Source organism: Micromonospora tarensis (genome assembly GCF_016803395.1).
In the GTDB taxonomy this organism is placed as follows: Bacteria; Actinomycetota; Actinomycetes; order Mycobacteriales; family Micromonosporaceae; genus Micromonospora; species Micromonospora tarensis.
Genome location: NZ_JAEVHL010000084.1, coordinates 1 through 23,904, shown reverse-complemented (window position 1 = coordinate 23,904; position 23,904 = coordinate 1). Strand labels below are relative to the sequence as shown.

Annotated in this window: 23 protein-coding genes and 3 pseudogenes; 8 read left to right on the top strand and 18 right to left on the bottom strand. The window is 71.8% G+C overall.

Annotation, left to right across the window (positions count from 1 at the left end):
- Nucleotides 1-1,070 precede the first annotated feature (1,070 nt).
- Both JM949_RS17710 and JM949_RS17705 read left to right on the top strand, forming a co-directional pair.
- Nucleotides 1,071-1,412, top strand: coding sequence for a hypothetical protein (locus tag JM949_RS17710; protein ID WP_203149538.1), 342 nt, complete (start codon nt 1,071-1,073; stop codon nt 1,410-1,412).
- Nucleotides 1,409-2,068: a nucleotidyl transferase AbiEii/AbiGii toxin family protein gene (locus JM949_RS17705; RefSeq protein WP_309232204.1), complete on the top strand. Its 660-nt coding sequence runs from the start codon at nt 1,409-1,411 to the stop codon at nt 2,066-2,068. The genes JM949_RS17710 and JM949_RS17705 overlap by 4 nt, the downstream gene beginning before the upstream one ends.
- Nucleotides 2,069-2,130: 62 nt before the next feature.
- Here the strand turns inward: JM949_RS17705 and JM949_RS17700 are convergent, their stop codons facing one another.
- Nucleotides 2,131-3,033 (bottom strand): SDR family oxidoreductase, encoded by a 903-nt coding sequence (locus tag JM949_RS17700; RefSeq protein ID WP_203149537.1) that lies wholly within the window; start codon nt 3,031-3,033, stop codon nt 2,131-2,133.
- Nucleotides 3,034-3,226: 193 nt separating this feature from the next.
- Here JM949_RS17700 and JM949_RS39775 point away from each other — a divergent pair, with 193 nt between their 5' ends.
- Both JM949_RS39775 and JM949_RS17695 read left to right on the top strand, forming a co-directional pair.
- Nucleotides 3,227-3,622 carry a metallophosphoesterase family protein gene (locus tag JM949_RS39775; protein WP_238433377.1) on the top strand — a complete coding sequence of 132 codons (396 nt, stop codon included), beginning with the start codon at nt 3,227-3,229 and terminating at the stop codon, nt 3,620-3,622.
- Nucleotides 3,619-5,015: pseudogene (locus JM949_RS17695) on the top strand (bifunctional metallophosphatase/5'-nucleotidase). The gene JM949_RS39775 and the pseudogene JM949_RS17695 overlap by 4 nt, the downstream one beginning before the upstream one ends.
- 52 nt (nt 5,016-5,067) lie before the next feature.
- On the opposite strand, the gene JM949_RS17690 reads toward JM949_RS17695, so the two are convergent.
- Nucleotides 5,068-5,241: a hypothetical protein gene (locus tag JM949_RS17690; protein ID WP_203149536.1), complete on the bottom strand. Its 174-nt coding sequence runs from the start codon at nt 5,239-5,241 to the stop codon at nt 5,068-5,070.
- Nucleotides 5,242-5,320: 79 nt separating this feature from the next.
- Nucleotides 5,321-6,481 carry a geranylgeranyl reductase family protein gene (locus JM949_RS17685; RefSeq protein WP_203149535.1) on the bottom strand — a complete coding sequence of 387 codons (1,161 nt, stop codon included), beginning with the start codon at nt 6,479-6,481 and terminating at the stop codon, nt 5,321-5,323.
- A gap of 160 nt (nt 6,482-6,641) precedes the next feature.
- Between JM949_RS17685 and JM949_RS17680 the strand changes: the two genes are divergently transcribed.
- Together JM949_RS17680 and JM949_RS17675 are read left to right on the top strand one after the other, a co-directional pair.
- On the top strand, nt 6,642-6,878 hold the full coding sequence (locus JM949_RS17680) for a hypothetical protein (protein WP_203149534.1): 237 nt from the start codon (nt 6,642-6,644) through the stop codon (nt 6,876-6,878).
- Between the two features lie 85 nt (nt 6,879-6,963).
- Nucleotides 6,964-8,403: an MFS transporter gene (locus JM949_RS17675; RefSeq protein ID WP_203149533.1), complete on the top strand. Its 1,440-nt coding sequence runs from the start codon at nt 6,964-6,966 to the stop codon at nt 8,401-8,403.
- 64 nt (nt 8,404-8,467) lie between these two features.
- On the opposite strand, the gene JM949_RS17670 is transcribed toward JM949_RS17675, so the two are convergent.
- The 4 genes from JM949_RS17670 to JM949_RS17655 all read right to left on the bottom strand — a co-directional run bounded on the left by JM949_RS17670 (nt 8,468) and on the right by JM949_RS17655 (nt 13,344).
- Complete coding sequence (locus tag JM949_RS17670; RefSeq protein ID WP_203149532.1) at nt 8,468-9,049, bottom strand: hypothetical protein; 582 nt, start codon at nt 9,047-9,049, stop codon at nt 8,468-8,470.
- Between the two features lie 522 nt (nt 9,050-9,571).
- Nucleotides 9,572-10,201, bottom strand: coding sequence for a hypothetical protein (locus tag JM949_RS17665; RefSeq protein ID WP_203149531.1), 630 nt, complete (start codon nt 10,199-10,201; stop codon nt 9,572-9,574).
- 13 nt (nt 10,202-10,214) lie between these two features.
- Nucleotides 10,215-11,999, bottom strand: coding sequence for a DUF4012 domain-containing protein (locus tag JM949_RS17660; protein ID WP_203149530.1), 1,785 nt, complete (start codon nt 11,997-11,999; stop codon nt 10,215-10,217).
- Nucleotides 12,000-12,087: 88 nt separating this feature from the next.
- The gene (locus JM949_RS17655) at nt 12,088-13,344 is read right to left on the bottom strand and encodes a glycosyltransferase family 4 protein (protein WP_203149529.1); all 1,257 of its coding nucleotides are present in this window, start codon (nt 13,342-13,344) and stop codon (nt 12,088-12,090) included.
- Between the two features lie 168 nt (nt 13,345-13,512).
- Between JM949_RS17655 and JM949_RS17650 the strand changes: the two genes are divergently transcribed.
- Entirely contained in the window at nt 13,513-14,067 is a 555-nt protein-coding gene (locus tag JM949_RS17650) for an arsenate reductase/protein-tyrosine-phosphatase family protein (protein WP_203149528.1), read from the top strand.
- On the opposite strand, the gene JM949_RS37260 is transcribed toward JM949_RS17650, so the two are convergent.
- Together JM949_RS37260 and JM949_RS37255 are read right to left on the bottom strand one after the other, a co-directional pair.
- Nucleotides 14,048-14,785 carry a CpsD/CapB family tyrosine-protein kinase gene (locus JM949_RS37260; RefSeq protein WP_309232203.1) on the bottom strand — a complete coding sequence of 246 codons (738 nt, stop codon included), beginning with the start codon at nt 14,783-14,785 and terminating at the stop codon, nt 14,048-14,050. The genes JM949_RS17650 and JM949_RS37260 overlap by 20 nt on opposite strands.
- Nucleotides 14,719-15,510 (bottom strand): YveK family protein, encoded by a 792-nt coding sequence (locus JM949_RS37255; protein ID WP_238433375.1) that lies wholly within the window; start codon nt 15,508-15,510, stop codon nt 14,719-14,721. The genes JM949_RS37260 and JM949_RS37255 overlap by 67 nt, the downstream gene beginning before the upstream one ends.
- 339 nt (nt 15,511-15,849) lie before the next feature.
- Here JM949_RS37255 and nhaA point away from each other — a divergent pair, with 339 nt between their 5' ends.
- Nucleotides 15,850-17,211, top strand: coding sequence for a Na+/H+ antiporter NhaA (gene nhaA, locus JM949_RS17640; protein WP_203149527.1), 1,362 nt, complete (start codon nt 15,850-15,852; stop codon nt 17,209-17,211).
- A gap of 16 nt (nt 17,212-17,227) precedes the next feature.
- On the opposite strand, the gene JM949_RS17635 is transcribed toward nhaA, so the two are convergent.
- From JM949_RS17635 to JM949_RS17595, 9 genes and pseudogenes are all read right to left on the bottom strand, one after another.
- Nucleotides 17,228-17,425 carry a hypothetical protein gene (locus JM949_RS17635; protein WP_203149526.1) on the bottom strand — a complete coding sequence of 66 codons (198 nt, stop codon included), beginning with the start codon at nt 17,423-17,425 and terminating at the stop codon, nt 17,228-17,230.
- Nucleotides 17,422-17,754 (bottom strand): hypothetical protein, encoded by a 333-nt coding sequence (locus tag JM949_RS17630; RefSeq protein WP_203149525.1) that lies wholly within the window; start codon nt 17,752-17,754, stop codon nt 17,422-17,424. The genes JM949_RS17635 and JM949_RS17630 overlap by 4 nt, the downstream gene beginning before the upstream one ends.
- Nucleotides 17,751-18,113, bottom strand: a complete 363-nt coding sequence (locus JM949_RS17625; protein WP_203149524.1) for a DUF1622 domain-containing protein — start codon at nt 18,111-18,113, stop codon at nt 17,751-17,753. The genes JM949_RS17630 and JM949_RS17625 overlap by 4 nt, the downstream gene beginning before the upstream one ends.
- A gap of 39 nt (nt 18,114-18,152) precedes the next feature.
- On the bottom strand, nt 18,153-18,740 hold the full coding sequence (locus tag JM949_RS17620; protein ID WP_203149540.1) for a TMEM165/GDT1 family protein: 588 nt from the start codon (nt 18,738-18,740) through the stop codon (nt 18,153-18,155).
- 219 nt (nt 18,741-18,959) lie between these two features.
- Complete coding sequence (gene egtD / locus JM949_RS17615; protein WP_203149523.1) at nt 18,960-19,925, bottom strand: L-histidine N(alpha)-methyltransferase; 966 nt, start codon at nt 19,923-19,925, stop codon at nt 18,960-18,962.
- Nucleotides 19,922-20,721, bottom strand: a pseudogene (egtC, locus tag JM949_RS17610) (ergothioneine biosynthesis protein EgtC). The gene egtD and the pseudogene egtC overlap by 4 nt, the downstream one beginning before the upstream one ends.
- 40 nt (nt 20,722-20,761) lie before the next feature.
- Nucleotides 20,762-22,102, bottom strand: a complete 1,341-nt coding sequence (gene egtB, locus JM949_RS17605) for an ergothioneine biosynthesis protein EgtB (protein ID WP_203149539.1) — start codon at nt 22,100-22,102, stop codon at nt 20,762-20,764.
- A 20-nt stretch (nt 22,103-22,122) separates the two neighbouring features.
- Nucleotides 22,123-23,358 (bottom strand): ergothioneine biosynthesis glutamate--cysteine ligase EgtA, encoded by a 1,236-nt coding sequence (gene egtA / locus JM949_RS17600; protein ID WP_203149522.1) that lies wholly within the window; start codon nt 23,356-23,358, stop codon nt 22,123-22,125.
- A 158-nt stretch (nt 23,359-23,516) separates the two neighbouring features.
- Nucleotides 23,517-23,904 (bottom strand): annotated as a pseudogene (locus tag JM949_RS17595) (hypothetical protein); the annotation flags it as partial.

The window sequence follows — 23,904 nt, the reverse complement described above, 5'->3', positions numbered from 1 at the left end:
AGGGTGAGGTGCGACTGCTCGCCCTGCGGCTTCGGCGCCGACTGCTGCACCGCCACGGCGACCGGCTTGCCCTCGACCGGGTTGGCGTGGGCGGCGATCGGACCGGCGAAGACACCACCGGCGAACGCGAGACCCGCAACGGACAGCACACTCTTACGCATGATCGTGTTCATGGGGGTTAGCTCCTTCGGGGGTAGGACACCCACACACGCCAAGGGGAGCGGCGACGCGGGTGTGAGCACCTCGTCCGGCGCTGCACACAACAAGAGAAAAAGTCTGAGGGGGGTGCACACGAACCGGAGGGCTTGTGGCACCCGGACGGCGACCTGCGAGCCGGGGGGCTCGTGGCGCCAGGTCCCTATGTAACGACCGGCCGGCCGGAGTCATTCCGGAGGCGGCCCACCCACCGGCACCCGCATCATGGCGGTGCCCAGGCACCCGGTCGTGGGGACTGCTCCACCGGCACCCGCATCGTGGCGGTGCCCGGGCGCTCGGTCGTGGCGACTGCAACGGCGGCCCGGAGGCCGGCATTCCAAGCCCGAGGCCCCGGGCGGTCATCCCGCGATCGTCAGGTGTTTAACGACCCGGTGCGAGCCGGCATTCCGGCGGCGGGGCCAGTCCCAAGGCCGGGTGATCGGCCGAGGTCCTGCGATCGTCAGGGTGTGTAACGACCCCGGCCCAGCCATGATTCCGGCCCACCGGTGCAGCCGGTCACACCCCACAAACCCCAGCTCTGCACCCAGACCGTCGCGCGCCTCGGCGGCCACGTCGGCCGCGATCTCCGCGAACCGGGCGTATAACCGTACAAATGACCCAGGTAGGGGCGGACCGGCAGCGGCAAATGGCCCCTCACTCGGATGATCCACTCGGGTTCATGGAAATCGGGGCATCCCGGAGGGTCGGACACCCCAACTACAGGAAACCCGAGTCGATCACGAATCCGCTGGGCCGCACGAGATCGCGCGAACCGGACAAACATCGCGCTGAGCGGAGGCGGGCGGACGCGCCGGGAACTGGGCGCTCGGATCAGCCTGAGCGACACTGGCTCTGGTGGGCGTTACCCTGACACCATGCAGGCCGTCTCCCCCACCGCGACCGGCGTGGCTTTCCTGGCCCGCCCAGGTCGCCCCGCTGTGGTGGCACGGACGCTCGCTGAGCTGGCCGGCCCCACCCGAGGCGTGGTCGAGCTGCCGGTACGACTGATGTGGAACGCCGAGCGCACCTTCGACCTCGGCGACCCCGACCAACTGCTCTGGATGTACGAGAACGTGCTTCGTGAGACCACCCGGGCCGAGGATCTGCGCTCCCTGATCAACGGGCGGACGCTGCGTCGGGTGTGGCGACTGCTCAACCTGCCTCGGGGGGTACGCCAGGCGTGGGAGAGCCGACACCGCGGCCTGCGCGCCGCGTGACCGAGCCTCACCTGCACGAGTTCTACCGGGAGGTGGCCCGGGTGGCGCTGTCCGCCGCCGGGCCGTACCGGTTCGTTCTTGGTGGTGGAGTGGCGTGGGCGGCGCACGGGCTGGTCGCCCGACCGACGGAGGACGTCGACCTCTTCGCGGACGTGGAGGGCGCCGCGGCGGCCGCGTCCGCCGGGGTCCGGGTGGCCCTGGAGCGGGCTGGGTTCAGCGTCAGCGATGCCGACCCGGACAGTGAGCTGGCCAACCTGTTCGACGGGTACGAGCAGGACATGAAGGACTTCGTGGTGAGCCGCGACGCACGGCAGATCCGGCTCAGCCTGGCCCGGTTGGACCGCCGGCAGAGCCCTGTGGTGATGGACCTCGGCCCGGTGATGGACGTCCGGGATCTGGTGGCCAACAAGATCGCGGCGTTGGTCAACCGGCGGGAGGTACGGGACTTCATCGACGTGTCGGCGGTCCTCGACCACTACGGGGTGAACGAGCTGCTGATCCTGGCACGTCAGGTCGATCCCGCGCTGGACCCCGACGACGTCCGTGCCGCCGGCCGCTACCTGGACCGCCTCTCCGACCAGCGGTTCGGTCGATACGGCCTGGGCGCGGCCGAGGTCGCCGAGATCCGACGACGCTTCGCCAGCTGGCCCCGTTAACTGCCGCACCGGCGAGCCACACCGCCGGGCGGGCGTCGTGCGGACGCCCACCCGGCGGCGGATCACTTGGTCGGTCGGCCGCCGGTGACTCCGAGGATCTCGCCGGTGACGTAGCTGGACTCCTGCGAGGCGAAGAAGACGTACGCGGGGGCCAGCTCCGCCGGCTGGCCGGGCCGACCCTCCGGGGTGTCGGTGCCGAACTGCTTCACCTTCTCCTCCGGCATGGTCGCCGGGATCAGCGGCGTCCAGACCGGACCGGGCGCGACGGCGTTCACCCGGATGCCCTGCTCGGCCAGGTCAGCGGCGAGGGCCTTGGTGAAGTTGGCGATCCCGGCCTTGGTGGTGGCGTAGTCCAGCAGCTGCGGCGACGGGTCGAACGCCTGGATCGAGGCCGTGTTGATGATCGCCGCCCCCTCGGAGAGGTGCGGAATCGCGGCCTTGCAGAGCCAGAACATCGCGTACAGGTTGGTCTTGAGCACCCGGTCGAACTGCTCGGTGCTGATGCCGAGGATCCCCTTGTCCTGCGACATCTGGTACGCCGCGTTGTTGACCAGGATGTCGAGGCCGCCCAGCTCGCGTACCGCCCGATCGACCAGCTCCTGACAGTGCGCCTCGTCGGTGATGTCACCGCGTACCGCGACGCCCCGCCGGCCGGCGCTCTCGACCAGCCGGATGGTCTCCCGGGCGTCGGCGTCCTCCTCCTCGTCGAGGTAGGAGACGAGCACGTCCGCGCCCTCCCGGGCGAAGGCGATGGCGACCGCCCGGCCGATCCCCGAGTCACCCCCGGTGATCAACGCCCGCTTGCCGTCGAGCTTGCCGCTGCCCCGGTACGACTCCTCCCCGTGGTCCGGTTTGGGGTTCATCTGCGCGGTCGAGCCGGGCGCTGACTGCTGCTGTGCGGGCTGGCCCGACTGCTGGCCGTACTGGCTGGTCGGGTCCTGCTGGGTGTGCTGGTCCTCAGTCACCGAAATCTCCGAAGTCTCCTCGCGCCGCGCGGGGAGCGGCGGCTCTCCCGCGAATCTCGTCCTGGATCGCCCTACCCCAGGTGGGCCGGTGGAAACCGGGGCAACCGCCGGGGCTGGCGTGGCGGGAGTGCCAGCCGGTGGTTATGGTGCGCGAGCGCCCACGAAGCGCGTCCACCCCATGGAAAGGCACGTCATGACCTCTCCCTCCGGCCCGTCGCGTCGTCAGGTGCTCGTCGCCGCGGCCGCGGCGGCGACCACCCCGCTGATCGCCGCCGCGCCCGCGCAGGCGGCCGGCGCGGCCCGGTCACGCACCTGGGACCTCACCCTCCTGGGCACGTCGGACACCCACGGCAACGTCTACAACTGGGATTACTACCGGGACGCCGAGTACGACGACAGCAAGCAGAACGACATCGGCGTCGCGAAGCTGGCGACCCTGATCAACCAGATCCGCCGGGAGCGGCGCGGCAAGGCGACGCTGGTGCTCGACGCCGGCGACACCATCCAGGGCACCCCGCTGGCCACCTACTACGCCAAGCAGGAGCCGATCACCGCCACCGGGGAGAAGCACCCGATGCCCGGGCCATGAACGTCATCGACTACGACGCGGTGACGCTTGGCAACCACGAGTTCAACTACGGTCTGCCGCTGCTTGACCTGTGGATCCGCCAGCTCGGCTTTCCGGCGCTCGCCGCCAACGCGGTCAACGCGAAGACCGGCAAGCCGGCCTTCCTGCCGTACGTCATCAAGAAGGTCTCCCTCGGTTTCGCCGCGCCGACCCTGCGGGTCGGCATCCTGGGGCTGACCAACCCGGGTGTGGCCATCTGGGACAAGGGCAACGTCGAGGGCAGGCTGCGCTTCGACGACATGGTCGCCACCGCCGCGAAGTGGGTGCCGATCATGCGGGCCCGTGGCGCGGACCTGGTGCTGATCTCCGCGCATGGCGGGGACAGCGGCACCTCCAGCTACGGCCCGGAGCTGCCGAACGAGAACCCGGTGGCGCTGATCGCCCAGCAGGTGCCGGGGATCGACGCGATCCTCTTCGGTCACGCGCACAACGAGGTGGTCGAGCGGTTCGTCACGAACGAGCGGACCGGCGCCCAGGTGCTGCTCTCCGAGCCGTCGAAGTGGGGCCAGCGGCTCACCCGGATGGACTTCACGCTCACCCGTGAGCACGGCCGGTGGGCGATCACCAAGAAGGCCGCCACCATGTTGAACACCAACACGGTGGTCGAGGACCCGAAGGTGCTCGCCGCCGTGCGGGGCCAGCACCAGAAGACCGTGGCGTACGTCAACCAGGTGGTCGCGCAGTCCACTGTGGAATTGTCGGCGGCCGAGTCGCGGTACAGGGACACCCCGATCCTGGACTTCATCAACCACGTGCAGACCGCTGTGGTCGGCGCGGCGCTGGCCGGCACCGCGTACGCGGACCTGCCGGTGTTGTCGATCGCGGCACCGTTCAGCCGTACCGCCGTCTTCCCCGCCGGGGACGTCAAGATCCGCGACGTGGCCGGTCTGTACGTGTACGACAACACCCTTGAGGCGGTGGTGCTCAGCGGCGCCGAGGTGCGGGCGTATCTGGAGTACTCGGCGAAGTACTTCCGCACCCTCGCCCCGGGCGCGGCCGTCGACCCGGAGCAGATCAGCGACCCCACGGTCCCGGACTACAACTACGACGTCTTCTCCGGCGTGGACTACGACATCGACATCTCCCGGCCGTCGGGCAGCGGATCACCCGCCTGGTGCTGCCCGGCACCGACACGCCGGTCGCCGACAACGCGCAGTTCGTGGTGGCGGTGAACAACTACCGGCGCAGCGGCGGTGGCAACTTCCCCGGCATCGTGAAGACCCAGGTCTACAACGCGCAGCAGGAGATCCGTCAGCTGCTCATCGACTGGGCGCAGGCCAGGGGCAGCATCGACCCGGCCGATTTCTTCCAGCCCAACTGGCGCCTCGTCCGCGAGGGTGTGCCGGTCTTCTGATCGGCGGCCGTCGACGGGCCGTGGGTGGCGACACCCACGGCGTCGCGCGTTCTCAGCCCTGCACGTTCCAGCGCATCGGGTCCTCGGCCGTCTCCGACCGGTCCCGCCCCGGGTCCGTCTCGGTCAGGGCGACCAGCTCGTCCGGTCGGACCGGGGGCGGCAACTCGCCGAACCGGATGTGGCGCAGGAACGCGTACTCGTCGTCGGTGAACGGCTGCTCGGCCATCGGCTCCTCCTGCCTCCCTGTCGATTGTCCGGCGATCGGTGCCGCGACACCAGCCCTCGCACACACCCTGTAGGGCGTCCTAGGATCCTGGTTGACTGGGTGTGGGCTGGCGCGATGGCTGGGGTAACCGGTCGAGCACCGCGAGGGCGGCCCGGATCCGGCGGTGTCGCAGCATCTCGTCGAAGCTCGCCCGGCCCTGGCAGAACTGAACGAACATCCGCCAGCCCGGCGGGGTCGCCAACAGCGCGTGGAACACGTTCGGGCGGCGGGTGAACACGTCGAGCAGCCGGAAGCCCGCCCGCATCTCCGGCAGCAGCCGCTCGGCGACCGCCCGCTCGTACCCGGCGAGATCACCGGCCGCGACCGCCGCGCCGGCCAGTTCGCCGGAGCGCAGCGCGAAGCTGATGCCCTCCCGGCTCCACGGCTCCAGCAACCCTGCCGCATCCCCCACCACCAGCACCCGGCCATTACGCAACGGCGAGTCCTCCGCACGGCACCGGGTCAGGTGACCGGAGTCGTGCTCCGCCGGCAGACCGGCCAACCCCAACCGGTCGACGAACTGCCGCAGGTACTTTCGGGTCCCCTCCCCCGCGCCCCGACCGGCGATCACACCGACGGTCAACCGGTCACCCTTGGGAAACACCCAGGCGTACGAGCCCGGCATCGCTCCCCAGTCCAGCAGCAGTCGCCCCCGCCACCGCTCCTGCTCGGCCGGCGGCACCGGGATCTCCAGCTCCAGCCCCAGATCCACCTGCCGGTACCGAACCCCCACCTGCCGGGCGGTCACCCCCGACGAGCCGTCCGCCCCGATCACCGTCCGGGCCGCGATCGTCGTACCGTCGGCCAGCCGCAGGCGTACCCCGTCGGAGTCCTGCTCGACCGCGCGGACCGCGACCCGCTCCCGCAGCTGCGCGCCGGCGGCGACCGCCGCCGCGCGCAGCCGATCGTCGAACTCCTCGCGACGCACCATGGTCACCACCGGAGCGGCGCTGCGGCGGGTGAACTCCCGGCCGCCGTCGCGGGTGAACGTCACCCGGTCCACCCGGTCGTGCGCGGGCACCTCGATCCGGCCCTGGACGGCGGCCAGCGAGGTGCCGATCAGGCCACCTCCACAGGTCTTGTATCGCGGGTGCGCGGCCCGCTCGACGACGAGGGTGGAGACGCCCGCACGGGCAGCCGCGTGAGCTGCGGACAGCCCGGCGGGGCCGGCACCGACGACCACCAGGTCCCAAACGATCACGGAAGCAGCCTAGGGCACCACCGGACGCCCCGACGCCGCGCCACAGCCGGTCCCGTCAGCTGCCGTGACCGCCCGATCGGGTGTGCATCTTCGGTCACCCAGGGGGTAAACGGCGCACGGCACACCGCCGCGGTGACGGCGGCCGAGCGAAGGAGGGACCATGCAGCAGGTGCAACTGTCGGAGGCCGAGCAACGGGTCTACGAGGCGGTCACCACCCTGGAGGCACGCGGGCAGGTGCCGTACCCGGACCTGATCGCCGAGGAGTCCGGCTTGACCGCGGAGCAGGTGGGCAGCCCGCTGCACCTGCTCACCGAGAAGGGCCTGCTGCACCGCGAGGACTCGCCGATGGCGGGCCTGGACTTCGGCCCCCGGTTCTGTGCCCGCCAGATGGCGTGACCTGCGGGACCAGCCGAGAAGATTCGCCCCCCGGCGACCCGGGTAGCGGTCAGGTATGCGTGATCGACGGCCGACGGGGGGCACGATGAACGCGGCGCAGACGCCGCAGCCGGTCACGGCGGCCGAGAACCGACGACGCTGGCAGGCCGTCGGCGTCGGGTTGGTCGCCGCGTTCATGACACTGCTCGACGTCAGCATCGTCAACGTCGCGGTCCCGTCCATCGACAAGGCGTTGCACGCGTCGCCGAGCGACCTGCAGTGGATCCTCTCCGGGTACGCGCTCACCTTCGGCCTGGCGCTGGTGCCCGCCGGGCGGTTCGGCGACGCCCGTGGTCGGCGCAACGCCTTCGTCTTCGGCATCGCGCTCTTCACCGTCACCAGCGCACTCGCCGGTCTCGCCACCTCCCCGACCTGGCTGGTCATCGCCCGACTGTTGCAGGGCGCCGCCGCCGGCATCGTCAACCCGCAGGTCATCGGTCTGATCCAGCAGCTCTTCCGGGGGCCGGAACGGGCCCGCCCGTTCGGCCTGCTCGGCGCCACCATCGGCATCTCCACCGCCGTCGGGCCGCTGCTCGGCGGGCTGCTCATCGCCATCGGCGGCGAGGACCACGGATGGCGATGGGTCTTCTTCGTCAACGTGCCGGTCGGCGTCCTCGCGGTGGTCCTCGGCTGGCGTCTGCTGCCCGGACGCCCTGCCGGTCAACCCGGCTGGCATCGACTCGACCCGGTCGGCGTCCTGCTGCTCGGCATCGGCGTGGTCCTGCTCCTGCTGCCCCTGGTGCAGGAGCAGCAGTGGGAGAGCCCCTGGAAGTGGGCACTCATCCCGGTCGGCCTGGCGGTGCTTGTCGCCTTCGGGCTCTGGGAGCGGCGGTACGCACGCCACCACCAACCCCTGTTCGACCTGCGCCTGTTCGGCGTCCAGTCGTACACCCTGGGGTCGATCCTGGCGCTGGTCTACTTCGGCGGGTTCACCGCGATCTTCTTCATCTTCACCCTGTTCCTACAGATGGGCCTCGGCTACAGCGCGCTCGTCGCCGGCCTGGCCATCACCCCGTTCGCCCTCGGTTCGGCGGCCGCCGCCGTGCTGGGGGGCCGCATCGTCAACCGCTTCGGCCGACCACTTGTCGCCATCGGCCTGCTCACCGTGGTGGTCGGGCTGGCCGCGACGGTGGTCGCGCTGCGGCTCGCGCCGGACGCCCCCGCGCCCTGGGTCGCCGCCGGCCCCCTGCTCGTCGCCGGCATCGGCAGTGGCCTGGTGATCGCGCCCAACCAGACGATCACCCTCTCCGAGGTGCCGGTGGCACAGGCGGGCAGCGGCGCGGGCATGCTCCAGACCGGTCAGCGGATCGGCGCCGCCGCCGGCATCGCCGCCGTCGGCTCGCTGTTCTTCTCGTCGCTGGCCGACAGCCGGGGCGACTGGACCACCTCCTTCGAACGGTCCCTCATGCTGGCCACCGGCATCATCGTGCTCGCTCTGCTCTGCGCGCTGATCGACATCTACCGCACGCACCGCCGCAAAACCTGACCGGAGTACGCCGCTGGCCGGCACCCCGTGGTGGGATGCCGGCCAGCGTGTCTGTCGGTGTGGGTCAGCTGTTCCAGTACTGGGCGACCAGGTCGGCGGCCTGCTGCTCCCACTGCGCGTAGGCGTCCGGGTACGCGGAGACCTGCACGGTCTGCGCGGCGTCGGTCAGCGGCATGTCCTGCCAGCCGTCGACCTGCCTGAGGCCCTTCAGAAACGCCGTCGTCGAGTACTCCGGATCGGTGATCTGCTCCGGGGTGCCCCAACCCGAGCTGGGGCGCTGCTGGAACAGGCCCAGCGAGTCGTGGTCGTTCATGTCACCCAGGTGACCCAGGTTCTCCAACTTCGACTCCTGCAGGCTCGTCGCGATCGAGATGACCGCGGCGCGCTCGGGCAGGCCGGCCTTCTTCGTGGCGGCGATGATCGCCTTGACGTTGGCGGTCTGCTCGTCGTTCAGGGTGAGGTGCGACTGCTCGCCCTGGGTGCCGTGCGGGATCAGCGCCGCGGCGTCGGGCTTGTCGGCCTGCACGGCGACGGCGACGGGCTTGGTGTCCGCCATGGTGTGCGCGGCGATCGGGCCGGCGAAGATGCCACCGGCGAACGCGAGACCCGCGACGGACAGCACGCTCTTACGCATGATCGTGTTCATGGGGGTTAGCTCCTTCGGGGGTAAGGACACCCATGCACCCCCGATCGGGGTCGGTGGTGCGGGGTGTGAGCACCTCGTCCGGCGCTGCGAAGTCTGTGCGGTAGGCGCCTACGGGCCGGGGTGGCTCGCGGTGCCCGATTCGGCGGCTGGCGAGCGGGGGCTCGTGGCGCCGGGTCCAGGTGCAACGACCGGCGGGCCGGGGTCATTCCGGGGGCGGCCGATCCAACGCAGCCGTGTCAAAACGCTGTCCGGTTGTCGGTCGTACGAGCTACCGCGGCCGGGCGGGGCCGGCATGGAGACCTCTCGGGCCGGGCCGGCACCGAGAACCGTCCGAGCGGGTGATCCACTCGTGTACCAGGAAATCGGGGCATCCCGGAGCGTCGGAGACCCCGACATCCCGGAAGCCGAGTCGATCACGCCATCGCGACGCACAGATCGGACAGCCGGGACGGGCTGACGCCCGTCGGAGTGCTCCGACGGGCGTCAGCGGTGGTGCGATCCGGGCACTGCCCGGCGATCCGGTCAGTGCGCCGCACCGCCGAAGCGCTGGCGACGACGCCAGGCCATGGTCAGCAGCAGCATGATCGCGCCGGCGCCGACCAGGCCACCGCCGAGTTTCATGGGCGTGCCGAGGCTGTCACCGGTGACGGGCAACGGCTGCTTCTTGGGCAGCACCCGCAGCTCGGTGGAGGCGGTCCGGCCGGACTCCCGGCCCACGGCGGTGAAGGTCAGCAGACCGGTCACCGACGGCGTGTAGTTCCGGGTGAAGCGACCCTGGGCGTCGGTACGAGCCGTGAAGCTCAGTGGCGCGCTCGCCTGGAAGGCCACCGGGGCCATGGCCACCGTGCTGCCGTCGCTGCGGCGAGCCGGAGCCCGACCAGCAGCCGGAGCGGCCAGCGGGGTGACCGTGACCGTGATGTCGACGGTTTCGTTCGGACCGAAGCCGACGCCGGTCAGCACGACCGTCTCACCGATGAAGATCGTCGGTCGGTTGACCGTCAGCGCCGGGTTCTGGGGCGTGTACGGCGGCGGCTGGGTCGGGTCGGTGCTCGTGGAAGGCGTCGGCTGCGGCTGTGCCGCCCCCGCTGCCGTCGGCACGGCCACCACGGCCAGGCCGACCGTGAGCGCCATGATGATGCGGGATAGCCGCATGATTGGTTCCCTCCTACTGGTCACAGCTTGGTGCGGAATGAATTTGGGTGGTCCAGGGGCTGGCGGTGGGGGTCAGCCGCAGCTCGGCCTGCCCGACGCCGGTCTTGGCCGTCAGCACGGTGACCTCCAGCGCCCGCTCGGCACCGGGGCCGACGTCGACGCTGGCTGTCGCCACCTGACGGCGACGTTCGGTGCCGCTACCAAGCGCCGTCGCCACCCCGTCGAGCCGGGCGTCGAGCACCGCCCCGCCGGCCGGGCTGTAGACCGACACCAACGTGCGGGCGGTGTACGGATCGCCAGCCATACCGAGACCGAGGACGGACTCGCTGAGCCCGGACTTCGGTGCCGTCGAGCGCAGGGTCACCCGCAACCGGAGCTCACGGCGGCCGTCGGGCCGGCAGTCGCCGACCGTCACGTTCGCCGTCGGCCGCAGGTAGTAGCCGAGCTTCGCGCCGCTGCCGTCGTTGAGGAACACGCCGACCGTCGGCACGGTGTCCTGTTCCGGAAGCGTCCCGGCCATCCGGCTGTCGCCGAACGTCCGCTGTTCTTCAGGTCGGGCACTCCAGAACAATATCCGCCGTTCGGTGATAGCACGGTCAAATGCGGACAACAACACCCGTGGGTTGACATTCTTCTCGAAGAACGCGTCGAACACCGACGCGGCGGACGACGCGAAGAACTCGTCCTGCTGCTTGACGCTCAGCCGCTGGTAGCTCTCGTTGAGCAGGGTCTGCACGACCTTCTCGCTGGCCAGCGGCACCCCGCCGGGCACCAGGACCGGACCGGTCGCCTTGAGCAGGTACGACAGCACCACCGGGTCGACGGCGAGCACCCCGTCGACAGTGGTGCCCGTCTTGCGCCGGAACATCTCCCGGTACAGCGTCGCGGCGGTCGGGAAGTGCGGAGACAGGTTGACGTCGGCGGGATAGATGCCGGGCAGGTCGGTCCAGATCGCCTTGATCTCGGCGGGCAGCTTCAGCGCCGGGGTGAACCGGCCGAGCGAGGCGGTGCTGCCCTGCTTGCCCATCTTCACCTTGCCGTTGTCGGCCTCCATGATCGCGTACGCGCCGAACATGCCGCCGGTGGCGCGCAGCTCGGCGAGGTTCTGCGAGAGCAGCAGGTATCGCCGCGGGCCGGCCGCCCCGAGCAGCGGCGGCAGCAGGCGGGCGCCCTGGTCGGCGGCGGTGGTGAGGCTGGACAGCCGGTCGATCTCGCCACGCAGGTCGGTCAGCGCCTGGCGGACCTGGCTGACCAGACGGTCGGCGGGCACCGCGGCCAGGTTCCGGCGGGTCCGCTGCACCGACTCGTTCGCGCCGGACAACTCGGCGGAGACGGCGCTGAGCCGGGCCAGGTCCAGTCGGCCGCTGGCCGGCACCAGGCTGGTCAGATCCGCCCGGAGCAGGGTCGGAAAGGCCTGCCGGGCCAACTCGTCGATCGCCACCGCGATCTGCTTTACGGCGTCGAGGTCGTCGCCGGCGACCGGGGTGTGCCGGGCCAGCCGCCAGCTCGGGTCGCTCGTCGCCGCGCGGGCGGCCCGGGACTGCTCCTGAAGGGCGGCGAGCGTCCGCAACGCACGGTCGGTCTCCCCGCCCACCACCTGAGCGCTCAGCTCCCGGGCCAGCCCGGCGGCGTTGACGAGGTGAGCGCGCGCCTGCCAGCCACGGAAGCCGACCCAGCCGACGGTGGCCAGCAGCAGCGAGCCGGCCACCAGGGCGCCGAGCAGGGCGCGGCGCAGCCGGGCGCGCCGGCGACGCCGGGACCGGCTCCGCCGGCGGATCGGTCGTTCGCTCTCCGTCACACCACACTCCCGATCGCAGAACCGGACAGAAGGTTAATTTCCTTGACGTTCTTAGCACACAGCCGGAAACTTCGTAGTGTTATGGCATTTATGTCGTTCTAGGCGAAATTCCCTCACGAATCGCGCCGGGCTCCACGACCCGCCCCGCCGCCTCGTGCAGCAGCCGCTCGATCTGGTCGACGCCCGCGGGCAACGACATCTCCCGCAGGTACGCCGCCCGCCCCCGGCGCCCCATCTCGGCGCGCGTCGGCGGAGGAATGGTGGCGGCCAACCAGAACCGGTCGGCCAGCGCCGCCCAGTCCTCCGGCGGACAGGACAACCCCGCCCGAGCCCGCTCGACCAGCTCCGCGGTGTCCCCACCCGCCGAGGCGATCACCGGCGCGGCACACGAGAGCGCGGCCTGGAGCTTGCCGGGCACCGTGCCCCGCAGCTCCGGAAGGTCGCGCAGCATGACCAACTGGTAGTCGGCGGCGGCGTACAGCTCGGGCATGTCGACCGGCGAGCGTCGCTCCACGAAGCGGACGTTCTCCGCGCCCAACTCGGCGGCGAGCCCCCGCACCCGCCGCTCAGCCGCGCCCGAACCGACCAGGACCAGATCCATCGTCCGGTCCAACGCCGCGGCCGCCCGGACCGCCGTCTCCAGCCCCTGCCGCGCGCCGATGGTCCCGGCGTGCATCACCACGCACCGACCGTCCCGGCGGACCAACTGCCGGGCGGCCACGCCGGGCGTCGCCGGGTGAAAGATCCGCTCGTCGGTCCAGTTCAACACCAGCCGAACCCGGGCCGGATCCGCGCCGGCGGCGATCACCAGATCCCGCATCGACGGCGCGGCGACCGCGATCCGTGCCGCCGCCCGGTAGATCCGGGTCATCGCGCTACCCATCCGCGCCGCCCAGCGCCCCTCGCCCGGCTCGTCCGCGCCGTCGCGGGTCCAGACATCCTGCACGTGCAGCACGGCCGGCACCCGCCCGAGCAACCGCAGCACGGCGGCGGCGGCGAAGGTGGTGGCCGGTAGTTGGAACACGTAGAGCGCGTCCACGCCGGCGAGGAACCGGCGCGCGGCAAACGACGCGCTGCCGGCGAAGGAGAGATAACTGGCCATCCGCGCCCCGGTGGACGCGGACCCGCCCGAGAGCCGGGGCACCCTCTTGACACTCAACCGCTCGCTGTGTGTCTCGTGGTGCCACCGCTGCCGCCAGCCGGGATAGACGTGTCCGCCCGGATAGTCCGGAAATCCGGTGAGCACCCGGACCTCGTGCCCCCGCGCGGCCAACGCCTCGGCGAGGCTTCCGGGGATGAACGCCGGCTCGGGCGGGAAGTGGTAGGACAGGATGCCGATCCTCACCGGTACACCCCCGTCCGGCCGCGATCACCGTCGGCCGGCGCGGCACCGCCGCCGGCGGCCGTCCGGCGCGCGTACGATGCCGGCAACCCCTCCCCGCGCGAGCACCGACGTCGACGCACCGCCCTCGCGGTGCCGGCGCCGGTGTCCGCACCGACGAGAGGGGCACCGATGGCTGACCGCGTGTTGTTCGTCTGCCACGCCAACCTGTGCCGGTCACCGATGGCCGAGTACCTGGCCCGCCGGCTGCTGGCCGACCAGCCGGTCACCGTGGCCAGCGCCGGCACCGACGCGATCGACGGGCTGGGCATGCACCCGTACGCGCTGGAGGTCGCGGCCGGGAGCAGCGCGGACCCGGCGGAGTTCCGGACCCGGGCGCTGCGCCCCGAGCACCTGGCCGACGCGACGCTGGTGCTGACCGCGACCCGGCGCCAGCGCTCGGTCTGCACCTCGATGGTGCCCGGCGCGCTGCACCGGACGTTCACAGTGCGCCAGTTCGGTCGGCTGGCCGCGGCGGCGGAGCCGCCCGCCGAGTCGGTTGACGACTCGTTGCGGGCGGCCATCGCCGCCGCGGCCCAGGCCCGGGGACGGCTGCAACCCGCCGCCGGGGACGACGACGACCTGCGTGACCCGATCGGCGGGACCGCGGCCGACTTCCGACGCTGCGCCGAGGAGATCGAACGCTCGCTGCGACCCCTCGCCGCGCTCATCGGGGCAGCCGGGTGAGTTCCTGGGTGTGGTCGGCGACGCCGTTGACCCCGTCGGCGCTCGCGCTGTGCCGACCGGACGTGGCCCGGTCGGTCGGCACCGACGCGGTGGACGTCGAGGCGACCACCCGGTAGGCCTCGTACTGGTACGCCTCGGCCTTCGCCACCTTGGCCATGTTCAGCACGCAGCCGAGCAGGCGCACCGAGACCGAGTGCAGCGCGCGGGCCGCCGCGGCGACCTGGGTCCGCGAGGTACGGCCCTGCTGCGTCACCAGCAGCGCGCCGTCGGCCTGCACGGCCACCACCACGCCGTCGGTCACCGCGAGCAGCGGAGCGGTGTCGATGATCACGATGTCCGCCGACTCGCGCAGGGCCAGCAGCAGGTCCGACATCGCCTTGGAGCCGAGCAGCTCGCTCGGGTTCGGCGGAGCGGAACCGCTGGGGAGCACCAGCAGCGACTTGTCCCCCCACCGCTGCACGACGTCGCCGACCTTGACGTCGCCGACCAGCACGTCGGTGAGGCCGACGCCGGCGTCCAGGCCCAGGTAGTCGTCGACCTTCGGGCGGCGCAGGTCCGCGTCGACGAGCAACACCCGCCAACCCGCCTCGGCCAGGGCGATGGCCAGGTTGCAGGAGAGGGTGGTCTTGCCCTCGCCCTGCAGGGCGCTGGTCACGGCGATGACCCGGGCCGGTTCGTGGACGTCGACGAACCGCAGGTTGGTCCGGAGCTTGCGCACCGCCTCGGCCCGCGCCGAGTCGCCGCGTCGCCCACGATCAGCGGCGCGCTGCGGGCGCTGCCCTCGTACGGGATCTCACCGAGCAGCGGGCTTCCGGTGGCCCGTTGCAGGCCGGCGGCGTCGCGCAGCCGGACGTCGGCGATTCCGCGCAGGATCGCCATGCCGATGCCGAGGAGCAGGCCGACCAGGCCGCCGAGGGTGAGGTTGCGGACCGGCTGTGGCGAGACGGGGTTGGCGGTCACCCGAGGGCCACTGACGATCTCAATCTTGATCGGCGTCTTGCCCTCGGGCGTCGTCTCGACCTTCTGCACCAGGTCGACGAACTTGTTCGCGAGAATCTCGGTCACCCGCAGCGCCCGGGTCTGGTCGGTGTCGGTGACCGTCGCCCGCAGCAGGACCGTGCCGGCCTCGGTGGAGGTGCTCACCCGACGCTGCACCTCGTCCGCGGTCAGACCCACCGGTGTCTCGGCCACCACGCTCTGCGCCAGCCGGTCGCTGCTGAGCAGGTCGGCGTACGACTTGACGCGCTGTTGGAGGAAGAGCCCACCCTGGTACGCGTCGCTGATGCCCGAGTTGGGGGTGGTGACGAAGAAGGTGACCGAGGCGACGTACCGGGGTTGGGCCCGTACGGTCAGGAACGCGGAGACGCCCAGCGCCACCATCACCGTGACCAGCGGAACCCACCAGTGCCGACGCACGTGGCGCAATTGGCGGAGCAGGTCCATCAGGAGCGCCTCCGCGTCGATCCGGTTACGCCAAAGAACTTCACGAAAACCCCCAAGGTCGTCTCTGAACTCGTGAAACCATTAAAGCGGCTCATGCGGCTTATGTCCGGAGTTACGTATTTTCCAATAACACGCTCTGCACCCCGCATGACCAACCCGACAAACCTCCATTCGGCAGCGGGGCGACAACGGAGAAAAGTCGAAACCGATCGGAGAGGTGTCCGATCGGACCGGCGGTCGGCACCGAACGCGCGCCGGATAGGCTCGGTAACGGTGTGCCGGAAGTCTGGTCGGCGAGTCGATTCGTGCCGTCCCGATTGCCGTAGGTGAGCCCCGCAGATGACCTCCCGCACCCCACCATCCGACCCCGGCCCGCCCAAGATCCGGTTGTTCTCCCGGTCATCCTGGCCAGAGGCCCGACACCTGGCCGACGTGCTGCACACCGAAACCGTCGGTGGCGCGCTGCTGCTCCTCGGCGCCGTGCTCGCGCTGCTCTGGGCCAACTCCCCCTGGTCCGACTCGTACACCCGACTCGGTGGCTGGGTCCCCTGGCCCGGCGGCGCGCCCTGGCACCTCGACCTCGACGTGGCCGCCTGGACGGCGGGCGGCCTGCTGGCCGTCTTCTTCTTCGTGGTCGGCCTGGAGCTCAAGCGGGAGTTCGTCGCCGGTGACCTCCGCGACCCGCGCCGGGCCGTGGTCCCCGTGGTGGCCGCGCTCGGCGGGATGCTGCTGCCGGCGCTGATCTACGCGGGTGTCGTCCTGAGCGCGGGCGGAGAGGGGCTGCGCGGCTGGGCCATTCCGACCGCCACCGACATCGCTTTCGCCCTGGCCGTGCTCGCGGTGGTCAGTTCACATCTGCCGCACGGCCTGCGCGCATTCCTGCTCACCCTCGCCGTGGTCGACGACCTGTTCGCGATCACCATCATCGCCGTCTTCTACACCGCCGACTTCCAACCCGTCGCGTTGCTCGCCGCGCTGGTGCCGATCGGGCTCTTCGCGCTGCTGGTGCAGCGCGGGCGCACCTGGTGGTGGGCGCTGGTCCCGCTGGCGATCGCCGCCTGGACGCTGATGCACGCCTCGGGTGTGCACGCCACGGTGGCCGGCGTCCTGCTCGGCTTCACGGTCCCGGTGCTGGCCCGGCGGCCAGCGGCCGGTGGCCCGCCGGCCCCGGAGGGCACCGGGACGGGCGGGGACGGTCTCGCCGCGCACCTGGAGCACCGCTGGCGGCCGGTGTCCGCCGGCGTCGCGGTGCCGATCTTCGCCCTGTTCGCCGCCGGGGTCACCCTGCGCGGGACCGACCTGGGCGACCTGCTGACCGACCCCGTGGTCATCGCCGTCGTCGCCGGCCTGGTGTTCGGCAAGAGCATCGGCATCCTCGGCTCGACGTACCTGCTGGCCACGTTCACCCACGCCGAGTTGGACGAGGACATCAGCTGGTCCGACCTGCTCGGCATCGCGCTGCTGGCCGGCGTCGGGTTCACCGTCTCGCTGCTGATCGGCGGACTGGCCTTCGGAGCGGGCAGCGCTACCGACAACCGGGTCAAGGTGGCCGTGCTGCTCGGCTCGGTGATCTCCGCCGGACTGGCCGCCATGGTGCTCGTCCGGCGCAACGCGGTGTACCGCCGGGTGGCGCAGCGGGAGCGGCGGGACGCCGACGGCGACGGCGTGCCCGACATCTACCAGCGGCCCAGCGAACGCTGAACGCGGCTTTCCCTGGTCAGTGCCGCCGCTTGGCGGGCGGCAGGTCCTCGGTCTCCTCGACCACCGCGTCGGCCGCCGGCTCGGTGAGGTCGTCGCCCGGCACCGCCACCGCCTCGACCCGATCCTGCTCGTCGGGCTTCCCGCCGGGCGGCGGCTCGGGAGCGGTGGCACCGCCGGAGAAGCCGTACTCGTTCGGTTCGTCGTGTCGGCTCATCTGGTAAACCTCCCGCTCTCCCCGGTTGTACCTCTCAGCGCCAACGGTAGGTGGTGATCGTCCCCGGCGCAGGGCGCCGGGGATTGTCGCCCGGACCACGGCGCTGGCCCACCCAGCGCCGCCCCGAGCAGTTGCCGCAGGGCGATGATCGCCACCGCGCCGGCCAGCCCGTGCCAACCCGGGTCGCCGGCGAGCCGGAGCAGACCGGCCGCGATCAGCAGATCCAGCAGCACCCTGACGGCGGACCGCAACGCCCCGGTGCTGAGCGCGGTGACCACGCCGGCGACCAGCGCCAGGGCGGTCACCGCCAGCACCAGAGGGCCGGTCACGTCCGACGCTCACCCTCGGCCACCTGGCGCTGCTCCTGGCGGATCTCGCGGCCCAGGAAGTAGTTCAACGCCGTCCTGATCGTCGCGATCGCGGCCAGCTGGCCGATCTGCTCGAACGACGGGGACACCGCGGTGCGCAACACGTCGGCGGCCAACTGGAATTCCAGGCCGAGAGTCAGAAACCGGCCGAGCGAGAGCCGGATCGGAGTGAACCGAGCGGCGGTACGGTGTCGCAGCCCCTCGACCACGAACCGCACCGCCGCCCAGACCGCGCCCACGAAGATCACCAGCGCGCCGGCCACCTCCACCACGGCGACCAGCACCTGGTCACCCTGGCGCAACACCTCGGCCGGGTCCACCCCGGGCCGTTACCCGCCACCGGGGCAGCTAGTCGAGGCTCAGGTCAGCTCGTTCACCGCCTCCAGGATCAGCCAGAGACCGGAGATGGCGAAGAGGATCGCGGCCCCGTACCTGATGGTCTTCTCCGGCAGCCGCCGGCCGAGCATCCGGCCGACCAGGATGGCCAGCGCGTCCGCGGCCACCATGCCGATGGTCGAACCGAGCCAGGTGCCGAACCAGCCGTACTTGGTGGCGAGGGTGATCGTGGCGAGCATCGTCTTGTCGCCCAACTCGGCGAGGAAGAACGCCACCGACACCGCCACCAGCGCGGTCTTGTTGGTCCGCTCCGCCTTACGCTTCTCCTCCTCGGTGAGCTTGTCCCCGCGCAGCGTCCACGCGCCGAAACCGAGGAACGCCACACCGGCCACCAGCGAGATCCACTCGGTCGGCAACACCGCCCCGAGGCCCGCGCCGATGGCGACCGACGCCAGATGCACCACCGCCGTGGCGACGGTGATGCCGATCAGCACCGGAATCGGTTTGAACCGTGTGGCGAAGGTCAACGCCATCAGCTGGGACTTGTCCCCCAGCTCGGCGACGAAGATGACGCCGAAGCTGACGACCAGCGCGGCGAAAAATCCCTCCATGACGTCCTTCCCGTTCACGCCGGGAGGAGGTACAGGGGCGCCCTCGACCCGGCTGCAACAGCCTGAGTCGAAGGTCTCGCCCGCCCCGGCAGGACCAGGGCCGCGTGGCCGGATGCGGAACGCACCAGTATGTCGACCACGACATTGGGGGCTACTCCCCTTCGCGCGGTCAGCCTATCCGATCACCAGCCGGGCCTGCCGAGGCGGGGGCGAACCGGGTCACCGCGCCCGGGCCAGCGTGACGCCGAAGAGCGTGTCCGGGTCGGCCCAGAACGCCGTCCGGGCGAAACCCGCCTCGGTCAGCTCCGCGGCGATCCCGTCCGGGTGGAACTTCGCCGAGACCTCGGTGCGCAGCTCCTCCCCCGGCGCGAAGTCGACGGTCATACCCAGCACCCGCACCCGCATCGGTCGGGTCGCCCGCAACCGCATCTCGATCCACTCCTGCTCGGGATCCCAGAGGGCGACGTGCGCGAACGCGTCGGGGTCGAAGTCGGCACCCAACTCGCGATTGATCACGTGCAGCACGTTGCGGTTGAACTCGCCGGTGACCCCCGCCGCGTCGTCGTACGCGGGCACGATCACCGACGGGTCCTTCACCAGGTCGGTGCCGAGCAACAGCCAGTCGCCGACCTCCAGCGCGGCGCGCATCGCGGTCAGGAACGCGGCCCGCTCGGCGGGCAGCAGGTTGCCGATGGTGCCCCCGAGAAACACCACCAACCGTCGGCCGCCGGTGGGCAGCCGGTGCAGGTGCCGGGTGAAGTCCCCGACGATGCCCCGAACCCGCAGGCCCGGATAGTCGGCGGCGATCCGGGCGGTGGACTCGCGCAGGGCGCTCACCGACACGTCCAGCGGAACGAACGTGCCCAACCCGCCCCGGCGGGTGAAGGCGTCCAGCAGCAGCCTCGTCTTCTCCGACGAACCGGAGCCCAACTCGATGAGCGTCTTGGCCCCGGTCAACGCCGCGACGTCGGCGGCGTGCTCGGCCAGCACGGCCCGCTCGGCGCGGGTCGGGTAATACTCCGGAAGCCCGGTGATCCGCTCGAACAACTCGCTGCCCCGGGCGTCGTAGAACCACTTCGGCGGCAGCCACTTCGACCCGGCGCTCAGCCCGGTACGCACGTCGTCACGCAGGCCGCGCTCCAGGTCACTCTCATCGAGGTAGATCTCCAACGGTTCCGCGGTCATCGCTTCGCCCTCCTGTTCGACCAGCCGTTGCGGGCCGACCCGGCGCGGCGCGCCGGGGCCGGCAGTGGACGTACCCGCACCTCGTCCACGGTGGCGACGACGACGTGCCGCTCCGGCACCGCCCACCACCCGGGATCGTCGTCGTACGGCTCGGAGGCGAGCAGCACCGAGCCCGGCGCCTCCCGGACCGACAACGCGTGCCCCGCCACGCTGGCCACCACCCGGTGGCCGTCGGTCAGCAGCAGATTGAGCCGCGACCCGGGGGCGGCGGCGGCGACCTCGGTCACCGTCTGCCCGATCGCGTCGCCGGATCCGCGCCCGCCCGCAGCCGATGCCGGACCAGCGCCCAGAGCAGCGCCGAGTCGGTGGCGGCGTCCAGGGTGAGCAGGTCCCGCACCGGCAGCTCCGCGGCGAACGGCACCACCGTGTCCGGCCAACCACTGACCACCCCGTTGTGGCTGAACAGCCACCGCCCCTCGGCGAAGGGCGCCGCCGCGCCGTCGAGCACCGCCATCCCGACGGTGGCCGAGCGCACCGCCGCCAGCACCGCCGCAGCGCCGGTCACCGCCGCGAGTTGCGCGATTGTCGGGTCGCTCCAGATCGGCTGCGCCCGCCGGTAGCGCACCGGCGCGCCGTCGTCCGGGTACCAGCCGACACCGAACCCGTCGGCGTTGATCGTGCCGCCGCCGCGCATGTCGCGGGGTGCCCACGACTGCCGCACCAGCGAGTGCGGCGGGTCGAACAGGAGCTCGGCCAGGGTGACCGGCGGCCCCAGGTAGGCCAGGTGCCGACACATCAGCGCCCCGCGCCCACCGGGCCGCCGGCGGCCCGCCGACTCACCGGTACGACTCGTCCGGTCGCACGTCCCGGGCGCAGCGGAAACCGCTGAAGATCTGCCGCCGGATCGGATAGTCCCAGTTCCGGAAGGTGCCCCGGCAGGCCGACCGGTCGGTGCCGAACGAACCACCGCGCAGCACCCGATGGTCGTCGCCGAAGAAGACCTCCGAGTACTCCCGGTACGGGAACGCGGCGAAGCCCGGATGCCCGCCGAACGGCGTCGAGGTCCACTCCCAGACATCACCGATCAACTGGTGCACCCCCAACGGCGACGCGCCGGCCGGGTACGCGCCCACCGGCGCCGGGCGCAGATGACGCTGGTCGAGGTTGGCGTGCGCCTCGGTCGGCTCCTCGTCCCCCCACGGGTAACGGCGGGACCGACCGGTCGACGGATCCCAGCGGGCCGCCTTCTCCCACTCCGCCTCGGTCGGCAGCCGCGTGCCCGCCCACGCCGCGTACGCCTGCGCCTCGTACCAGCACACGTGCACCACCGGCTCGTCCGCGCGGACCCGAGCCCACCGGCCGAACCGCCGATACGACCATCCGTCGCCGTCCCGACGCCAGTGCATCGGCGCGCTGAGCCGCTCCCGAACGCGGTGCTCCCAACCCGCCGGGCTCCACCACCGCTGATCGGTGTAGCCGCCGTCGTCGATGAAGGCCGCGTACTGACCATTGGTCACCGGGGCGGCGTCGATGGCGTACGCCGGGAGGTCGACCCGGTGCGCCGGACGCTCGTTGTCCAGCGCCCACGGGTCCGTGTCGGTGCCCATGACGAACTCGCCGGCCGGCACCAGCACCTCCCCGCCGACCCGGACCGACGGCTCGGGCGGCGCCGGCGCGTGCAGCGCGGCCGGCCCGGCGCGCAGTTGGTGCGTGGCCAGCATGGTCTCGTCGTGCTGCTGTTCGTGCTGCACGATCATGCCGAAGGCGAACCCGTCCGCGACCAACGGCCGTTCGGTGAAGGCCACCGCGTCGAGCAGGTCGTACACCTTGTCGCGAACCGTGCCCAGGTAGGCGCGCGCCTCCGCCGGCGGTAGCAGTGGCAGTGTCGGGCGGTCCCGACGCGGCTGTTTGAACGCGTCGTACAGCTCGTCGATGTCACACCGGACCGGCTCACGACCCCCGACGTCGCGGACCAACCACAGCTCCTCCTGGTTGCCCACGTGGGCGAGGTCCCAGACCAGCGGCGACATCAGCGGCGAGTGTTGGCGGATCAGCTCGCCGTCGTCGACCACCTCGGTCAGCAGCGTGGTCCGGGCACGGGCTCGCGCCAGCTCCACCGCGATCCGATCGCGCAACCGCGCGCAACCGCCTTCCGGTCGCGGCTGCGGGGCCGGCAAGCCGGGTGCACTGCGCACGCTCACTGCTCTCTCCTCTCGGTGGCGGCCCGCCGCCGCCGTATCCCTCGCTGGATCTCGGTGTGCAGGTCGGCCGGCAGTTCCAGTCGGGGCAGCCCGGTCAGGGCCAGGTCGAGCAGGGCCGCCGCGACGGCGGCCAGCGCCGGGTCGGCCAGGCCGTGCCGCGCGGCGGCCGACCAGCGGTGCGCCACCGGCGCGGCGATGCTGTACGCGGCACGCACCGTGCCCGGATCGGCGAACAGGGCGGTCAGCACCGCCAGCGGAAGCCGCCAGTCCCGATCGGGTTGGGCGTCCAGGTAACGCAGCTCCAGATAGCCGCGGGGCCGTACCGGCGGGAACAGCGTGCTCACGTGGTAGTCGAGGTCGTCGGTGGTCGGCGCTTGCGGCAGCGCGCCGTCGAGCCAGTCGGCGAAGGTCACGCCCGGCGGCGCGCTCCAGTCCGAGGTGTGTCGGCGCAGGCAGAGCAGCGGCGCGCCGAGCACGTAATGCGCCCAGCTGGCCGTCGGGTCCCGCTCGGCTCGGCCGGGCACCCAGACCGGGCGGGTGCGCGTCGGATCGATGGCCAACCAGGCGGCCATCCGGGCGGAGGCCCAGCCGGTGCGTCGGCCGGCGTGTCGGGCGGCGGACGCGAACGCCGCGAGCAGTGGCGGCCCGACCGCGTGCGCGGCGGCCCAGCGGTCGGCCACCTGCTCCGGCTCACCGGCGTCCAGGCAGACCTGGAGGCCGGCCGTGCTGTACATCATGGTGCGACCGGCCGGACCCTGCCGGTCGAAGGCGGCACGCATCGCGAGGTAGCGGGGGGTTTCCAGCACCGGGCCGGGCCGTCGGTGCGGGTCGATGCCGCTGCGGCCGAGGACCAGCCCGGCGGCGGCCAGCAGGTCGGTGACCTGGGCGATGTCGGCCTCGGTGGCGGTGATCAACGCGGCGACCGAGGGGCGGGGCGGGGTGGAGATCTCCAGCTGGCCACCCGGCTCCAGGGTGACCCTGCCGCCGTGCCGCAGCGGCTCGGCGGGGCTTGTCGCATCCAGCGTGGCGGGGCTGTGTCGCCCCAACGCCGACCGCAGCCGCGCCGCCGTGATGGGGCGGGCGGGATCGGCGGCGTCGTGCACGGTCCATTCCAGTTCGACGCCGATGTGCGTCGGTGGCCCGGTCTTGAAGCAGATCCGGGCGAGATGCCGGACCGCGGCCGCGGACTCGCGCAGGATGCTGCCGTGATCCAAATCGGGTGACGTCACCAAGGGTCAGGCCCCCTCTCCGTGTGCCGGCTTTCGGGCACTGTGCCACCGTAAGCCCAGCCTCCGACACTGTCGGCGGGCGTGCACGGCGCCACCAACCTCTGTCTAGCAGACGAATTTCCGGTGCAGGGCGGAACGGAACCGTCCCCACCGGCGCCCGGTCAGCCCCGGGTACGCAGCCCCGGCGGCGGTGGTGACGGCGGGGTCTTCGCCGGTGGGGACGGCTTGGCCCGGGCCGACTCGGAGGGCGACACCGATTCGGTGGGCGCCGCCCCGGGCACCAGACTCTGGCAGTACGCCTCCACCCGGGCCGGGCCGCCGGCTGCGGTCACCAACTTGCCGAACGCCGGCGTACGCAGTGCCTTCTCCCGCTGTTCGGGTTTCTTGGCTCGCCAGGCACGGCACAGCCCGGTGAGTTGGCCGGCGGGTGCGGGGCTGGCCGACGGGGCGCCGGCGGTTGTCGGCGGCGCGCCCGGCGACGCAGTGCCCGGGAGCACCGAGCGACCGGGTTCGTCGGACCGCGACGTGCCGGGCGTCGGCGTCGGGGTG

What these genes read in the sequence shown, in the direction of transcription:
- JM949_RS17620 (WP_203149540.1), bottom strand. Translation starts at nt 18,740, where the DNA reads ATGGAGGGATTTTTCGCCGCGCTGGTCGTCAGCTTCGGCGTCATCTTC.
- JM949_RS17650 (WP_203149528.1), top strand. Translation starts at nt 13,513, where the DNA reads ATGGCTGACCGCGTGTTGTTCGTCTGCCACGCCAACCTGTGCCGGTCA.
- JM949_RS17690 (WP_203149536.1), bottom strand. Translation starts at nt 5,241, where the DNA reads ATGGCCGAGCAGCCGTTCACCGACGACGAGTACGCGTTCCTGCGCCAC.
- JM949_RS17680 (WP_203149534.1), top strand. Translation starts at nt 6,642, where the DNA reads ATGCAGCAGGTGCAACTGTCGGAGGCCGAGCAACGGGTCTACGAGGCG.
- JM949_RS17710 (WP_203149538.1), top strand. Translation starts at nt 1,071, where the DNA reads ATGCAGGCCGTCTCCCCCACCGCGACCGGCGTGGCTTTCCTGGCCCGC.
- JM949_RS17665 (WP_203149531.1), bottom strand. Translation starts at nt 10,201, where the DNA reads ATGCGGCTATCCCGCATCATCATGGCGCTCACGGTCGGCCTGGCCGTG.
- JM949_RS17635 (WP_203149526.1), bottom strand. Translation starts at nt 17,425, where the DNA reads ATGAGCCGACACGACGAACCGAACGAGTACGGCTTCTCCGGCGGTGCC.
- nhaA (WP_203149527.1), top strand. Translation starts at nt 15,850, where the DNA reads ATGACCTCCCGCACCCCACCATCCGACCCCGGCCCGCCCAAGATCCGG.
- JM949_RS17670 (WP_203149532.1), bottom strand. Translation starts at nt 9,049, where the DNA reads ATGAACACGATCATGCGTAAGAGCGTGCTGTCCGTCGCGGGTCTCGCG.
- JM949_RS37255 (WP_238433375.1), bottom strand. Translation starts at nt 15,510, where the DNA reads ATGGACCTGCTCCGCCAATTGCGCCACGTGCGTCGGCACTGGTGGGTT.
- JM949_RS17675 (WP_203149533.1), top strand. Translation starts at nt 6,964, where the DNA reads ATGAACGCGGCGCAGACGCCGCAGCCGGTCACGGCGGCCGAGAACCGA.
- JM949_RS39775 (WP_238433377.1), top strand. Translation starts at nt 3,227, where the DNA reads ATGACCTCTCCCTCCGGCCCGTCGCGTCGTCAGGTGCTCGTCGCCGCG.
- egtD (WP_203149523.1), bottom strand. Translation starts at nt 19,925, where the DNA reads ATGACCGCGGAACCGTTGGAGATCTACCTCGATGAGAGTGACCTGGAG.